The 14,623-nt window shown below is 34.6% G+C and carries 13 protein-coding genes and 1 tRNA gene; 6 read left to right on the plus strand and 8 right to left on the minus strand.

Annotation, left to right across the window (positions count from 1 at the left end; all coding sequences use genetic code 11):
• Window positions 1-250: 250 nt before the first annotated feature.
• Window positions 251-1,381 (minus strand): GNAT family N-acetyltransferase, encoded by a 1,131-nt coding sequence (locus tag G9C87_RS17805; protein WP_172283682.1) that lies wholly within the window; start codon window positions 1,379-1,381, stop codon window positions 251-253.
• Window positions 1,382-1,488: 107 nt separating this feature from the next.
• Between G9C87_RS17805 and G9C87_RS17810 the strand changes: the two genes are divergently transcribed.
• Window positions 1,489-2,199, plus strand: coding sequence for a zinc metallopeptidase (locus G9C87_RS17810; RefSeq protein WP_172283684.1), 711 nt, complete (start codon window positions 1,489-1,491; stop codon window positions 2,197-2,199).
• Here G9C87_RS17810 and G9C87_RS17815 read toward each other — a convergent pair.
• From G9C87_RS17815 to rbfA, 7 genes are all read right to left on the minus strand, one after another.
• Window positions 2,196-2,798, minus strand: coding sequence for an IMPACT family protein (locus G9C87_RS17815; RefSeq protein WP_172284173.1), 603 nt, complete (start codon window positions 2,796-2,798; stop codon window positions 2,196-2,198). The genes G9C87_RS17810 and G9C87_RS17815 overlap by 4 nt on opposite strands.
• Window positions 2,799-2,895: 97 nt before the next feature.
• A complete protein-coding gene (ribD, locus tag G9C87_RS17820; protein WP_172283686.1) occupies window positions 2,896-3,924 on the minus strand; it encodes a bifunctional diaminohydroxyphosphoribosylaminopyrimidine deaminase/5-amino-6-(5-phosphoribosylamino)uracil reductase RibD in 1,029 nt (342 codons plus the stop codon).
• Window positions 3,925-3,984: 60 nt separating this feature from the next.
• A complete protein-coding gene (locus G9C87_RS17825) occupies window positions 3,985-5,787 on the minus strand; it encodes a DUF349 domain-containing protein (RefSeq protein WP_172283688.1) in 1,803 nt (600 codons plus the stop codon).
• Between the two features lie 75 nt (window positions 5,788-5,862).
• Window positions 5,863-6,600, minus strand: coding sequence for a shikimate dehydrogenase family protein (locus G9C87_RS17830; protein WP_172283690.1), 738 nt, complete (start codon window positions 6,598-6,600; stop codon window positions 5,863-5,865).
• A gap of 61 nt (window positions 6,601-6,661) precedes the next feature.
• Window positions 6,662-8,449 carry an endonuclease gene (locus G9C87_RS17835; RefSeq protein ID WP_172283692.1) on the minus strand — a complete coding sequence of 596 codons (1,788 nt, stop codon included), beginning with the start codon at window positions 8,447-8,449 and terminating at the stop codon, window positions 6,662-6,664.
• Window positions 8,450-8,498: 49 nt separating this feature from the next.
• Window positions 8,499-9,704, minus strand: coding sequence for an ABC transporter permease (locus tag G9C87_RS17840; protein WP_172283694.1), 1,206 nt, complete (start codon window positions 9,702-9,704; stop codon window positions 8,499-8,501).
• Window positions 9,705-9,707: 3 nt separating this feature from the next.
• Window positions 9,708-10,067 (minus strand): 30S ribosome-binding factor RbfA, encoded by a 360-nt coding sequence (gene rbfA, locus G9C87_RS17845; RefSeq protein WP_172283696.1) that lies wholly within the window; start codon window positions 10,065-10,067, stop codon window positions 9,708-9,710.
• A gap of 91 nt (window positions 10,068-10,158) precedes the next feature.
• Here rbfA and mce point away from each other — a divergent pair, with 91 nt between their 5' ends.
• The 5 genes from mce to G9C87_RS17870 all read left to right on the plus strand — a co-directional run bounded on the left by mce (window position 10,159) and on the right by G9C87_RS17870 (window position 14,622).
• The gene (gene mce / locus G9C87_RS17850; protein WP_172283698.1) at window positions 10,159-10,557 is read left to right on the plus strand and encodes a methylmalonyl-CoA epimerase; all 399 of its coding nucleotides are present in this window, start codon (window positions 10,159-10,161) and stop codon (window positions 10,555-10,557) included.
• A 62-nt stretch (window positions 10,558-10,619) separates the two neighbouring features.
• Window positions 10,620-10,693 (plus strand) — tRNA-Ile (locus G9C87_RS17855).
• Between the two features lie 307 nt (window positions 10,694-11,000).
• Window positions 11,001-11,414, plus strand: coding sequence for a hypothetical protein (locus G9C87_RS17860; protein ID WP_172283700.1), 414 nt, complete (start codon window positions 11,001-11,003; stop codon window positions 11,412-11,414).
• A gap of 554 nt (window positions 11,415-11,968) precedes the next feature.
• The gene (locus G9C87_RS17865; RefSeq protein ID WP_172283702.1) at window positions 11,969-13,081 is read left to right on the plus strand and encodes a hypothetical protein; all 1,113 of its coding nucleotides are present in this window, start codon (window positions 11,969-11,971) and stop codon (window positions 13,079-13,081) included.
• Between the two features lie 5 nt (window positions 13,082-13,086).
• Window positions 13,087-14,622 carry a hypothetical protein gene (locus tag G9C87_RS17870; protein WP_172283704.1) on the plus strand — a complete coding sequence of 512 codons (1,536 nt, stop codon included), beginning with the start codon at window positions 13,087-13,089 and terminating at the stop codon, window positions 14,620-14,622.
• Window position 14,623 lies beyond the last annotated feature (1 nt).

Genomic DNA, 14,623 nt, shown 5'->3' on the forward strand with positions numbered 1-14,623 from the left:
GAAAAAAAAGTTGTAAATAATAAACCCGGCAATTAAAATAGCGAAGACGATGAGATGTGGTTTCATAGGAGAGGAGTTATACGTTTGAGTAATTAATTGTGAGTGACGAGATTCGGGATGTGAAATTCGATTTATGGATGTATGTGTCGATGTTCAGGGTTGAAAATCATTGGTTTAAATTATCAAATTGAAACTTATGTTATGTTTATAACCGGAATTGAAAATCCGGCAATACGAACCTCGTACCTTATCAGCTATTGATCTTCAGTGAATAGGTTCTCCTTCTTTTATGATTAACCGGATTGTAATCCTGCCAAAGCAGTTGCACACTTTTGTTTTCTTCCAGTTCCGGATTGGTTTCTGCAAATTTGATTCCCATGCTGGTAAAACGGACGAAAATTTCCTTAAAAATAATAGCCGTAACTCCTCTTCTCTGGTATTCCGGATGAATACCGATAAGATAGAAATTAGCGCGGTCATTCTTTTTACCGGCCTGTAAAAAATGCCACCACCCGAACGGGAATAGTTTACCCTTTGATTTCTGTAACGCTTTCGAATAAGAAGGCATCGTGATTGCAAAAGAAATCAGCTGATCATTTTCATCAACAACACAGATCACGTAGTTTTTATCGATAAACGGGAAATATTTTTCTCTGTATGTTTTGATCTGTTCGTCGGAAATAGGAGTGTACGTGGAGAGGTGCTTGTAGGTTTCATCCAAAAGCTTAAACATAGGTTCCACATACGGAAGAATTTCCTCTTTAGATTTGAAGTTCAGGACTTTCAGTTTGTATTTTTGAGCGATCAAGCCGCTGAATTTTTCTACTTTTTCAGGAAGGACTTTAGGAAATTCCATTTCAAATTCCACCCATTCCTTTTCCTTGGTAAGGCCAAGGCTTTCAAGATGTTTAGGATAGTAATCATGATTGTAAATTCCGATCATGGTCGCCAGTTTGTCAAATCCCATGGTCAGCATTCCTGCTTTATCCAGGTTGGTAAATCCCATAGGACCTTCGATCATGTCTATATGATGCTCTTTTGCGTAGTCAATTGCTTTTTGGATCAATGCTTCAGAAACCTCTTTGTCATCGATGAAATCGATCCACCCGAAACGAACTTTTTTTATGCCCAGTTCCTTTTCCTCCTTGTGATTGATCATCACGGCAATACGTCCCACTACTTTTTTGTCTTTATAGGCAAGGTATTGTTTTGATTCCGAGTAATTCAGTGCTGGATTTTCTTTGGCGTCCCAGATCTTCATTTCATCTTTGATAAATGAGGGTACATAGTAAGGATTGTTTTTATACAAATCCATGGGGAACATCACAAACTGTTTTAATTCGTTCTGGTTTTTTACTTCTAGAATTGAAACTTTAGACATGGTTTTTCTGGGGTAATTAAAAGGCAAATATAAATAAATAAAATGTAATACTTTGGCACAGTTTTTACATCTTACAGGTTAAAAAATATCTATAAAATTTTATTAAAATGATTGGTTATTATGTAATTATTGGGATTACAATGCTGGTGAGTTGGTATGTTTCATCAAAGTTGAAATCCAAATTTGAGTATTATTCCAATGTACACCTTCGAAATGGCCTTTCAGGAAAAGAAGTGGCTGAAAAAATGTTAAGAGATAACGGAATTAATGATGTTCAGGTAATTTCGGTTCCCGGACAATTAACAGATCACTATAATCCAGCAGATAAAACGGTCAACCTTTCGGAAGGGGTGTATATGCAGAGGAATGCAGCGGCAGCCGCAGTGGCTGCTCATGAATGCGGCCATGCAGTACAGCATGCAGTAGGGTATTCCATGCTTCAGATGCGGTCAAAATTAGTTCCTATTGTGAATATCAGTTCTAATTTAATGCAGTTTGTCATTTTTGCAGGTATTGCCATTATGGCTGCCAGCAGAACAATTGAGAATCCAAATGGGAATACAACCGTCCTGGCAATTGGCGTAGCCTTGTTTGCCGTGACTACTTTATTTGCTTTTATCACCCTTCCTGTAGAATACGATGCAAGTAACAGGGCGATGAAATGGCTTAAAGATACAGGAACCGTAACTCCTGAAGAATATGTAGGAGTACAGGACAGCTTAAAATGGGCTGCCAGAACCTATGTAGTTGCAGCTATCGGATCACTGGTACAACTTCTTTACTGGTTGTCGATCCTGATGGGAGGCCGAAGAAATTAATCTTTAAATGTAAAGGATACATATTGCATCTCGGATAATTTATCTGAGATGTTTTCTTTTTGTGCCGTTTTTAAAGAGGCGGTAAGGATGCAGTTTTCATTCGCATCAAAATTCAGGACTTTTGCATCGAATTTTGACAACAGAGTGAAAATGGTATTTTGCTGATTAAAATTAAATCGGATTTCAACTTCTGTTTCCAGTTCCCGTATAATAATATTGGCTTCTTCAAGGGTTAACTTTGCAGACTCTTTATATGCTTTCACAAGACCTGATACGCCCAGTTTAGTTCCTCCATAATATCGGACTACAATCACGAGAACATTGGTGATCTCATGGGCTAATAGTTGATTGTAGATTGGTAACCCGGCACTTCCCGAAGGTTCCCCGTCATCATTTGCTCGGTAATTTTCACCATGAAGACCCATTCTGAAAGCGTAGCAATGGTGTGTCGCTTTAGGATGCTCGGTTATTACTTTTTCAAGCGCGTCCTTAAGTTCATTTTCGTTCGCAACGGGATAAGCAAATCCGATGAATTTGCTTCCCTTTTCCTTGATTAAAGTGTTTTCGATGGGTTTATCAATGGTTTTGTATTCATGCATCATTATGGCCGGCTTTAAAAGTACAAAAGTATAAAATGCTTTAGTTTGAAACCCTAATAGACTCGTATAATTTAACTACGGGTTCAGTTTAAAACACTTACACCATATGAGAAATATGAAAAGCTATCGTATTATCTCTTACGGTTTCGGTTTTAAAAGGTTCTGAATGGAATTCAGGGGCTTGTGTTCCCTTTTCAAGGATGAGATTTTCATTTTTGATAACGATAGCTTCGTCCCAAAGGTTGGCATCAATGAATTGCTGAAGGGTAAAACGCCCTCCTTCTATTATAACGGATTGGATCTGCTCCTGATACAGGATGTCCATCAGGTCAGAAATGAAATCATCCTTTCTGATTTTGATCCAGTGGATATTTTCTTCGTTTCCTTCTTTGATAGAATTAAGAACCAACGTTTTGGCTTCTTTGTTGAAAATCTTAAAATTATCAGGGACTTTCAGGTTGAGATCTATTAAAATTCTGACAGGATTTACTCCTTCGACATTTCTTACGGTAAGGCCGGGATTATCGTTAAGTGCGGTTTGTGTACCTACTAAAATGGCATGTTCATCAGCTCGTAGTTGATGGACAAACTGATTGACCAGTGAATTTGAAATTGAAATCGGTTTAAAATCTTTATCCAAAAATCCGTCTTTTGACTCAGCCCATTTTAAAATAATATAAGGTCTTTTCTTTTCATGGTACGTAAAGAATCTTTTGTTCAGCTCAACAGACTCTTTTTCAAGTATCCCTGAAATGACTTCTATTCCGGCATCCTGAATGATCTTTTTGCCTTTCCCGTTCACTTTGTCATGAGAGTCCATCGCCCCGATCACCACTTTTTTGAATCCCAGTTCTTTGATCTTTAATGCGCATGGTGGAGTTTTCCCGTAATGAGCACAGGGCTCAAGGGATACGTAAATGGTAGATTGAGGAATCAGATCCTTATTGATTACGGAATTGATTGCATTGATCTCTGCATGAGGTTCTCCGGCTTTGTGATGATAGCCTTCTCCAATAATTTCGCCGTTATGTACAATCACACTTCCTACAAGAGGATTAGGATATGTTCTGCCCAAAGCTTTTTGAGCGAGCTCGATACATCTTTTTATGTATAATTCGTCCTGCATAATATAAAAAAGGCGAAGACAAATTTCTTTGCTTCGCCTTGGGTGTTATTTTTTTATCTGTTATTCTCCGACAATAATGTTGTGAAGATTCTGTTTTAAAGTTTCCAGGTGAGCTTTCTTCTCATCAATCGTGTTGAACGTATCTGCTAAAAGAGGATTGTCCCTTGAAGGTTTATTGAAGAATGAAAGGTTGTTCTCTAATTTAACGATTTCTGATTCCAGGTCAGAGATCTGGCTCTTCATTTTTCTTGCCTTATCGGTTAATTGATTTTCAGAAAGACCGTCTTCTTTCAACTCCAGTTCATTGATCTTATTCAGCTTTAATTTTTCTCTTAAAGTTTTGTTGAATTCGGAGTTGATAGAGATCTTATCTCTAGGAACTTTTCCTACATTATTCCATGCTGTTTTTATCGTCTCTATTTTTTCAATACTTCCTTCATCGTTAGAGATCGTTTTCAGCTCTTCAAGAAGCTCTTTTTTCTGTTTGTAGTTCTCCTTCCAGTTATCTGTAGATGCATTGCTTTTTTCTCTGTAATTATTAAAGAAAGTATTGCAGGCATCACGGAACTCATCCCAGATCTTGTTGGTCATGCTTTTTGGAACATGGCCGATTTTTTTCCAGTCTTCCTGAAGCTTTTTAAATAATGGAACGGCAATATCCCATTCTTCATTATTCATATTGTCCTTGGCAGTCTGGATCAGTTTTAATTTTTCCTCCAGGTTGGTTTGCTGAGAACCCTTCAAAGATTTATAATAATTGTTCTTTGTCGTATTGAAATTCCTTAGAGTGGTTTTGAAATCATTCCAGTTTTGGTTGGATAACTTTCTTGGAACACTTCCCGTTTTCAAAAACTCTGAACGGAGATCCTCAACTCTTCTGATCGCATTTTGCCAGTAATTATGGTTAGGAGTTTCCGCAGGTTCGGATAATTTCTTTATCTCTTCGATAATCTTGTTCTTCTTTTCAAGATTGTCATTCTGTTCAGTTTCTATGGCTGCGGAAAGCTCAGATTTTCTTTCGTGTATCTTATTCGAAATTTCTTTGAACTCTTCCCATGTTTTTTCACGGAATTCTTCCGCTACAGGTTCTGCCTCTTCTTTCCAAAGCTTATGAAGATATTGCAGCTCATTCAGCGCTTTTTGAATAACGGGCTCATTTTCCAGTTCTTTAGCACGGGCAATAATATGCTGTCTTTTTTCAAGATTATGACCATATTCCTGCTCCAGAAATTCTTTATTTAAATCCAGCATTTGATAAAATTGATTCAGATGGTGGAAATAATTATTGTTAAGGATTTTAAATTCAGATTTTGCTACCTGTCCCGCGTTAGACCAGTCTTCTTTGATCTCGCGGATCGATTTAAATAAATTGGTATTGGGTTCGGAATTGGTGTAAAGGTTTTTAAGCCTTTCAATAATTCCCTGACGGTGTTCCAGATTCTTTTTTTGTTCTTCCTCCAGTCCTTTCTGGAAATTGTCATGCTTTTCTCTGAAGATATTAACCAAAGCCGAAAGCTTAGATTGAGAAGGGTGCTCATAGCTGAAATTTTCAGGAGCATTCCCGGCTTCTAGATATTCGTGCTTTTTGTCCTCCACTTCATCATGGATGTAATGACTTGCTTTTTCTTTTAACTGGTTGAATTTTTTTACATCCTCGCCCGCATTAGGAGCGTTGATGATTTTTTCCATTTCCTTCAATGCATCAGCCAAAGAAATATCAGTATCTGCTTCCTCTTCCAGATGTTCAGCATCATCATGCTGGTTTTCTTCCTGAGGTACAGTGTTTTCTGAAGTTTCTTCATTTGATCCTTCGATAGAATTTTTACTTTCTTCGTTTTCAGAAAGGTTATTTTCTGTTGTCATAGCAAATCTTTTATGTGAATGGCGTTTATTATCTGTCGCACGTAGCTAAAAAGCCAATTAATGCACTAATTTATGTTATTTTTTTTGAAAATTCCAAATTTCCCAAGCTTTTTCTGCTTGCTGTTCAAGCATATAATAGCCATTTACAGTCTTTGCTCCTTTTTCCGAAGCATTAATAATGAACTTCGTGTAATTGGGATTGTATATCAGATCGATGATCAAATGTTCGCGGGAAAGTCCCTCAAATGGGAATTTTAAGCAATCCTCAACATTCGGAAATGTACCCACGGGAGTGGTCTGGATGATCAGCTTGTGGTTGTTTACTGTTTCTGTATCCAGATTATCAAAATTTAATATAGACTTTCTGGAAACGGTCTGTGAAGAAATGCCATTTTTATCCAATACATATTGTACCGCTTTGGCGGCTCCGCCATCACCTAAAATCAATGCCGAAGTATGGTGTGGTTTTTTATGGAGAAGCAGGGTTTTTTCAAATCCGAAAGCATCCGTGTTATAACCCGTTTTCTTTCCATCTTCAATTAAAACACAGTTTACAGCGCCTATTTTTTCAGCTTCTTCACTCAAATTGTCCAGATAATTGATGATCTTTTCTTTATACGGGATGGTCACATTAAAGCCCAGGAGCCCAGGTGTTGAAAACAGGTTTTCAACCTCTTCGATTTCCTGAAGATCAAAAATACTATAGGAGATGCCTTTCAGCATTAGTTTTTGGAATTTATCTTCAAAGAATTTTTTGGAAAAAGAATAAGAAATATTTCTTCCTACTAAGCCTAATTTTTTATTGGAATCCATCTATCAAAAATAAAAAAAAGACCGAACAAATCGGTCTTTATAGATTAAAATATTTTTAAGATTATTCCACAATGAATTTTGCAGAAATGTTGTCTGTTTTTAGGATGTAATTTCCTTTGATCAGTCCATTTAAATGAATTTTGTTAGAATTTTTGAATGGATTGTTAATCACCCGGATCAGTTTTCCCGACAGATCATAAATCTCTGCTTTGGAAATTTTATTCAGCTGTTCACCTTTTACATAAAGCTCATTGTTCTTCACCGGGTTAGGATAAACCACAAATGATGATGAATTTTTATTTACATCAACAGTCGCTAATGTGGAATTACACGTCCAGCTAAGATCGTCCATGGCAATTCTGTTTGCTGGAGATGATGTTGTGATGATTTTGATCACAGCATTTCCGGTAACATTGATATTGTTGATCGTTGTTGTTTGTACGGAGGCACTATAAGGTATGGTACCTACAAGGTTTCCATTGATTTCAACATTTAATGTTCCGGCAGCTCCGCTATACTTCAACTGAGTCGTTAGTGTTAAGCTTTGTACTCCTCCTGAAATGGTAGAGCTTGTTAAGACTCCGTTTTTGATCGTGATGGATTTTCCATTGATCGTTTCATCAGTTCTCGCAGAGGTAGCGTTCCACGTAATTCCGTTGCTCGTCCATGTTCTATCGATATAAGAACTAGGATTAGGAGCGGTTGGTATGGCATCAAAAGTTTCGGTTCCGCAACTTCCTCCTGCCGGTGCTGCCAAGGTAGTCCCTTGTGCGATATTGCTCTGAGGAGATGAATTTCCGCCTGCATCCTTAGCAATTACATAGAAATCATACGTAGTAGACGGAGATAATCCGGAAACCACAGCCGTAGTTCCTGTTACGTAAGTTTTGAATGTATTGTTTGCATAAATATCATAGCCAATTACGCCTATATTATCGGTTGCTGCCGTCCAGCTCAATGACATGGAGTTAGAAGTAGGGTTGTTGGCTATCAGATTGGTCGCTGCTGTTGGCGCCTGGGTATCGATAACCGGAGTTCCCCAGATCAGTGCCACATATTCAGGGTGGTCGATATAAGGATTTCTGTTATTTTGATAAGCATAAGATGCATTATTTCTAGCAATTTCCTCCGGTGACACCGGATCTGCCGCATGCCATGCCAGCAACTGATTAAGTTCCCAGGATTGAAGCCCCGGGAAAGCAGAACCTCCCAGAATATTCCCTGTGCTGAAAGTAGAAAGCTGGGCTTCATATCTTGTTACGAAATAAAGGACCATTCTTGCTATATCGCCCTTAAAAGCATTGTTAGGTTCAAATACAATACCTGTATATCCCGCGGAAGCAGAACTTCCAAGCTTGGATCCGTTTTGGGAAACGAATGTTGGTACGTCTACAACTCCAAAAGGGTAATTAGATCTCATGCCGTTCACCTTATAATCCGTAGGGCGTATAAAATGAATGTCAGATTTCATGGGAAGGTTTTCACTGAAAAGACTCTGAGGAACAATATGCTCTCTGTTGTAGCAGGTTCCTTCAGGTCCATTGTTGCTGCCGCATTGATTGACTATAAAGGTATAGTTATAATTATCCGGTCCCGTAGGGTTTTCGGAATAGATGTCCAGAACGGTGCCATCCATCTCGTAAAAATTGTCTTTGTCGGTCGATTGATAGGCATCCCAAAGGTCGTTATAGGTATGTTGAACATATCCGGTAGAAATAATTTCCTTAAGTTGTGTTTTCAATGAAGGACCGGTTAATCCAACAGCCGAATCATAATAGCCTGCAGGTATTTGTGCTAATGTATAAAAACAAGCTAATACCAATAAAAAAGAAGATAAAATTCGTTTCATTATTTAAAAATTGGGTCGCAAAGGTAAAGAAAATACGATCTTACGTATATTAATTTTTAGTAATATATTCCTTGCTTATTTTTGAAAATACCCATGAAATAATGAAGCCGAATAGAGATGCCGTAACGGCTACAATGATATAATTTTTACCTACGATCTTTACCGGGAACGGCAATGTCTCGTTGGCTTTAAAAAATTCTGTAAACAATTGGAAATAGCACAATGCTGTCCCCAGAATCAACCCGGAAATAATCCCTGATATTACAATAAGAACCCCGGTGTAGAAATAAATTCTTCTCAGGTGGCTTAACGGGAATCCAAGCGAGATCAGTGATCTGGCCTGTTCTTTTTTATCCAGTTGCAGAATGATAATGGCTCCTGCCAGGTTAAAGGTCGTGATAAAAATAACCAACGCGAAGATCAAATAGATGAAAAGCTTTTCTGTATTGATCATTTTCCAGAAAGCAGCATTTTCTTCTTCTTTGGTCTTGATATCAATCCCTTTGCCTAAAGTAGAAAGTAATTTACCTTTAACGACATCTGCATTTTCAGGATTTTTTAACTTGATGACGATCTGGTAGGCTGAATTTTTGGGCAGGTTCAATAGTTGCTCCGTCAATTCAATCGGGGAAATGATGTAACTGTCCAGCTGATCTTTTCCCGGAAAAATACCGGTCACTAGAATGTCTTTTTTATTATAAATATCATCCTCTTTATTGATGATCCCAAGTCCTGGTTTTGGCATAAAGATGGTGGCATAATCCTTTGAAGAAGCTACGGGAATCGAAAGCCTGTTATCCAGTGAATTTTCCATCAATACCTCATTCGAATAATCGAAACTTGGGTAGCTGCCGTAAAATACGTCTTTATTGATGGGATTGACTACGGTGTAAGCTGAATCCACTCCTCTCAGATAGGCAATGTCTCCTTTACCGTTATAATTAATGTATACTTTTTCCTCAATGACACGGGAAAAGCTGGTAATATCTTTGTTTTTTTTAAGAAGATCTTCAATTTTCGGCAGGTTCTTTAAGGTCTTGCCTGCAGAGCTCTTGATCGTAAGATCCGCATGAAGATTAGAGATCAGATCTTTATTAAGATCCTCAAGGCCCGAGAAAACTGAAATAATGACAAACATTGCAGTAACGGCAACCATCATTGCTCCCACGGATAACCATGTGATGAAGGTAACGGCAGTGCTTCCTTTTTTTGCTAAAAGGTATCGGGAAGCAATATAGAATGCAATGTTTTTCAAAATTTATAATACAGGATTGTCTCCCTCGCCTCTTAATTCTTTTTCCAGTTTTTCAACATCATCAAGAGAAGTGTCAAGATAGAAACTAAGCTGTGGAATGATACGAACTTGTTTAGCCATTTTCTGGCCAATGAAATTTCTGTACTGAGGTTTGTTCTCCTCAATCTCCTTCATAATATCTGAACGGAATTCCTGAGGGAAAATACTTAAGTAGATCTTTGCTATTCCCAGGTCTGCAGTTACTTTAACATCGGAAACAGAAACCAGAATGTTCTGTTTGCTGTCAGCTGCCTGTTTGCGGAATAATTCTGCAAAATCTTCCTGTATAATCTGTGCTACTTTTCTTTGTCTGTTACTTTCCATAATTTATGCAAATTTAGTACTTTTGTTTGAATTGCTCATTTGAAATGTAATGGGTATTTCAAATTTACGATTTAATTATAGTATTTTACTTATGAAGTTAGAACATATCGGCATTGCCGTAAAATCTTTAGGGGTTTCCGATGAACTTTTTGAAAAGCTTTTAGGAAAACCTTCCTACAAAAAAGAAACCGTAGAAAGGGAAGGAGTAGTGACCTCGTTTTATGGAACCGGTGAAAGCAAAATCGAGCTTCTTGAAGCCAGCAACCCGGAAAGTCCCATCTCAAAATTCATCGATAAAAAGGGAGAAGGCATCCATCACCTGGCTTTTGGCGTTGAAAATATCGTCGAAGAAGTAAAAAGATTAAAAAAAGAAGGTTTTCAATTTATCTCCGAAGAGCCGAAAGAAGGTGCTGATAACAAATTAGTTGTATTCCTTCATCCTAAATCCACCAACGGAGTGCTCGTAGAACTTTGTCAAGAAAAGTCATAAAAAGTTTTGTAGTGAAAGAAATTTTACTATTTTTGCAAGCACAAAATTTAACCAAGTTTTGAGGTCCTATAGCTCAGTTGGTTAGAGCACCTGACTCATAATCAGGTGGTCCCTGGTTCGAGCCCAGGTGGGACCACTACAAAAACTCGACAAGCCCCTATTTATGGGGCTTTTTTATTTCCAAAAACTACAACGCTGAAATATACGCTTAAACTTCCTCGGAAAAGCCTTGCTAGATTGACTTCGCAAAGATGTGGTTCTATTTTAAAATAAAAATTAAAATGATTTTGTGATTATAAAACTACAGAAGTTATTTTCCTATTTTATATCTGTGTTGCCTTTACCTAAAGAGATTGAGAAAATTTCCATTTTCGTCAATCTTCCAAAATCTTTATATATCCTCGAATATTTTTATATTAGTTCCTTCTAAAAGTCTTGTTTATATGTCTAAACATCAGTTATCTCAAATATCTATTAAATCAGTTATCAAATTTTCTACATTACTACTAATTCTATTTGCTTCATTAGCACTCATCAACTGCAATAAACAATCAACCAATAACGAATTAGATACCTCATACTTCAATGAAGATGGAACAGAAAAATTTTTAGTCGAAAAAAATAAGTTCAGTAATTTCATTGTATTAAGCAGTTCTATAGGAAGAAATAACAATCCAATATCTACACTTTATGGATTCAAAGGCATTTTAAAAAATAATATCAAAAATATTTACAAATCTGCTACTATTGAAGGAGAAGTTATTCTTGTTCTTAATAATGGGAACGAACTTAATTGCAGAAGTACATCTGATTCTTTTGGATCCGGTTTTAAGTTCTATTGCAAACTCCAAGACTAAATACAACTGAAAACCGAATGAAAACTGGGTAATAGATGAATTGAAATCGTGTACTATTCCTGCAGAATATTACAGTTATCCAGTGAAATAGGTATTTACCCAGTACTATATCAATACCGAAGACCAAATCAATAATACTTCCGAGAAAATATTAATGTCTCAAAGAGATGTGACAGATCGGTGGTTAAAAGCAAAGAAAAAAGTTGAAAACAATATTGCAGATTCTAATGATTACTCTTTTAACATCTCTAAATATCTTGAAGCCAAGTGATGTTATTAAAATGCAAACGATAAATATAAATTAAAAACCAAATAAATTATGAAAGCGAAACTAAGTATGATTATTTAATTTTTTTTTAAAACTAATAATCATCAATTCGTTTTTGACAGATGATTACGGAATAAAAAAAAATAACATTTAATGCAAAAAAAATCGATATCGCGGGAATACTTAAATTTAATTATATATAATGTTGTAAAACAGTGGTTTAAAATTGTTTTAATAAAAAAGAATATTAAATAATTTTTCATCTAATTTTTATTAATTTTACTTCTTGAATTTTAATCAAGTGAGAGAGATAATTTATATAAAAAGTTTACATAGGCCCTATAATCAAAATTTAAATTCGGTAAAATGGGTGTGTGAATTCATAAGTCTCAAAAATAAAAAAAATGAGATATCCAAATCGGATTTTTATATTGAGTTTTATATATATATCATAAAGAAGTTATATAATCTTTATAAAAAAAATCCTACGGGATCACTAACTCATGGTATTCCATCATTTGAGTCAGTAAAAAAATCATACAATAGCATAATTAGAGTTCCAAAAGAGAGAAAAAAGAAAATAATCAATGAAGCTCTTACAAAAAGAAAAGATGATATCGAAAGGTCTATTTTTAGTACATATAAAGCCACTTCATATTTTATCAACCTTGCAAAAGACAAATTAAGTTTTGTAGATGGCGATAATCAGCTAACAGATATGGGTGAAATACTAATGAGTTTTAGAAGTAATTCTTTTAAACTCAGTAAAAAAGAAAGAGAGGTTATATTTAGTTCAATTGTTAAAAAAGATTTTCATTTCTTCATTTCACTATCATTACTACAAAAGTTTCAGAAAAAAATAAAGAATTTGAGTATTGAAGAAATACATTTTGACTTTCTTGTTGATAAATTTGATATTAAACATTTTAGGTATACCGAAGCTAGTAATGAGAAAAACTTTAGTAAAGTGAGAGAACATTGGATAAATGATTTAGATTTTCTTGACAAGAATTTTAATATAAAAAAAGCATTCCTAGAAATTATGAAACTGGATGGCTTTGGAGATTTGTATTTAAAAGTGAAAAATCAAGTTGATGATTATTACAAAGAAAAAATTGTTTCAAAAAGTAAATTTCAAAAGAAAATTGATTTTTTTGTAGAAGTTTATAAAACTACTTCAAAAAATGAACTAGGTTTTATATCCTTACAAGAAATTGCCAATAAAATGAAGATGGGAAAAAAAACATTTCAGAGTTTTATTTCGCAATTCTATGAAGTAGAAAAAAATAAATATAATATATTCTTTAATAACGTTGTTCAGGCAATATCCGGTAAAAATCAGTATTTTATTGGAAATAGACCTGTTGTAAATATTAAAATTAAAGAGCTTAATAAATAAAAGTTATGCCACAGTATCCATTATGGGATAAAATTCCCCAAAATCGATCAGAAAGTTTTAAAGCAGACATAAAAGAAGGTAAAGTACCAGAACTACCCTATTTTATTGTTGATCAAAATCAGGCTAAAGAGAATATTAAGGCAAAAATTGACAACATAAAAAAAGAAAGATTTCAAACCTCTATAATTACTGCAAATTATGGTAATGGTAAAACTAATATATTAAAGTATTTATCTCTGTACTATCGTGAACATGATGAGATTCAGGTTTTGTATTACAGAGCTGATGCTGATAATTTTGATATTATAATTAATTTATTAAGAATAATTGAAGATAATTATACTAATTATATTGTCGAGAGTATTCAAAAGCTGATAAATGAAAAATTTACTTATGCATCACTTGCCAATAATTATAATGACAATTTTGGATCAATCGAACAATATACAGAAAAGTTGTTCTCCTCTAATGATCCTGCTGAAATTAAAAACCTATTCTATTTAGGTACTGGAAGATTAAATAGTAAAAGATATTTTGATAAGCAGGACTTACGACCTTTAAGAGATTATGAGCGCAGGGAAATATTAGTTTTATTTTTAAATATATTATCGCAAACAGGCAAATACATTATTTTTTGTATTGATGAAGTAGAAAAGATTAGAGAAAAATCAAAAATAAGATTTTCTCATTTTCTAACTTCCTTAAGGGAATTAATTGATCTTTCCAACAAGATTAAAGGACATTATCTAATTCTTGCAATGACAGACAGTACGGATAGTAACATAATTCAAATAACAAATGAAGCGCTATACACCCGTATTTATAAGCATATCATTCCCATAAATCCAATTACTGAAAAGAATGATAAAATTACTCTAATTAACTATCTAAAAGAGGTTTTTGATTCTACTAAAGATACAGATACTATATTGAAAAGCTTGTCTAAAGAAACAGATGTGACAAGTAATAGACTATTAATACAAAGGATTTCTGATATTCTTTTTGGGAAAGCAGAAAAGAAAAATTTAGAAACGGCATTAAAGGATGAAGCTCTATTTGAACTCTTCACGAATACTAAAAAAGATTTGGACATCAATGTTGAGGCATTTAAAAATATACACCGTAAATTTTTTGACCCTTTAGAGTATTATTTAGAAAGTTTCAATATCAAAATTGAAGAATTTACAAGTCAATTAAGATACTATTATAATTATGAGACTGATACTCTTTGTTATTTTATATTCAATAATGATTTATCTATAATTGACAGTGAAGTACAAAAAATAATTAACTGTACAGAATACCTAAATTTTGACAAAACTATAAATTTCAAGAATATTTCAATTTTTGTTCCGACGTCAATGGAATTAAATTATTCGTATTTAGACAAATACCCTTTTTTCAAAAACTTTAAACTTATAATAATTGATATTGATGATTTTGAGGATCTTTTTACTTTATTAGAATTATATAGACAACATTTTGAGCATCAGATAAAACTTAAACCGATAATAGAAAATTATACTAATTCAAGTTTATAAT

Origin of the sequence: Chryseobacterium sp. LAM-KRS1 (assembly GCF_013184525.1) — a bacterium.
GTDB classification, from domain to species: Bacteria; Bacteroidota; Bacteroidia; order Flavobacteriales; family Weeksellaceae; genus Chryseobacterium; species Chryseobacterium proteolyticum.

What these genes read in the sequence shown, in the direction of transcription:
- G9C87_RS17830 (WP_172283690.1), bottom strand. Translation starts at nt 6,600, where the DNA reads ATGGATTCCAATAAAAAATTAGGCTTAGTAGGAAGAAATATTTCTTAT.
- G9C87_RS17835 (WP_172283692.1), bottom strand. Translation starts at nt 8,449, where the DNA reads ATGAAACGAATTTTATCTTCTTTTTTATTGGTATTAGCTTGTTTTTAT.
- G9C87_RS17810 (WP_172283684.1), top strand. Translation starts at nt 1,489, where the DNA reads ATGATTGGTTATTATGTAATTATTGGGATTACAATGCTGGTGAGTTGG.
- G9C87_RS17815 (WP_172284173.1), bottom strand. Translation starts at nt 2,798, where the DNA reads ATGCATGAATACAAAACCATTGATAAACCCATCGAAAACACTTTAATC.
- G9C87_RS17860 (WP_172283700.1), top strand. Translation starts at nt 11,001, where the DNA reads ATGTCTAAACATCAGTTATCTCAAATATCTATTAAATCAGTTATCAAA.
- ribD (WP_172283686.1), bottom strand. Translation starts at nt 3,924, where the DNA reads ATGCAGGACGAATTATACATAAAAAGATGTATCGAGCTCGCTCAAAAA.
- G9C87_RS17870 (WP_172283704.1), top strand. Translation starts at nt 13,087, where the DNA reads ATGCCACAGTATCCATTATGGGATAAAATTCCCCAAAATCGATCAGAA.
- G9C87_RS17825 (WP_172283688.1), bottom strand. Translation starts at nt 5,787, where the DNA reads ATGACAACAGAAAATAACCTTTCTGAAAACGAAGAAAGTAAAAATTCT.
- rbfA (WP_172283696.1), bottom strand. Translation starts at nt 10,067, where the DNA reads ATGGAAAGTAACAGACAAAGAAAAGTAGCACAGATTATACAGGAAGAT.
- G9C87_RS17805 (WP_172283682.1), bottom strand. Translation starts at nt 1,381, where the DNA reads ATGTCTAAAGTTTCAATTCTAGAAGTAAAAAACCAGAACGAATTAAAA.
- mce (WP_172283698.1), top strand. Translation starts at nt 10,159, where the DNA reads ATGAAGTTAGAACATATCGGCATTGCCGTAAAATCTTTAGGGGTTTCC.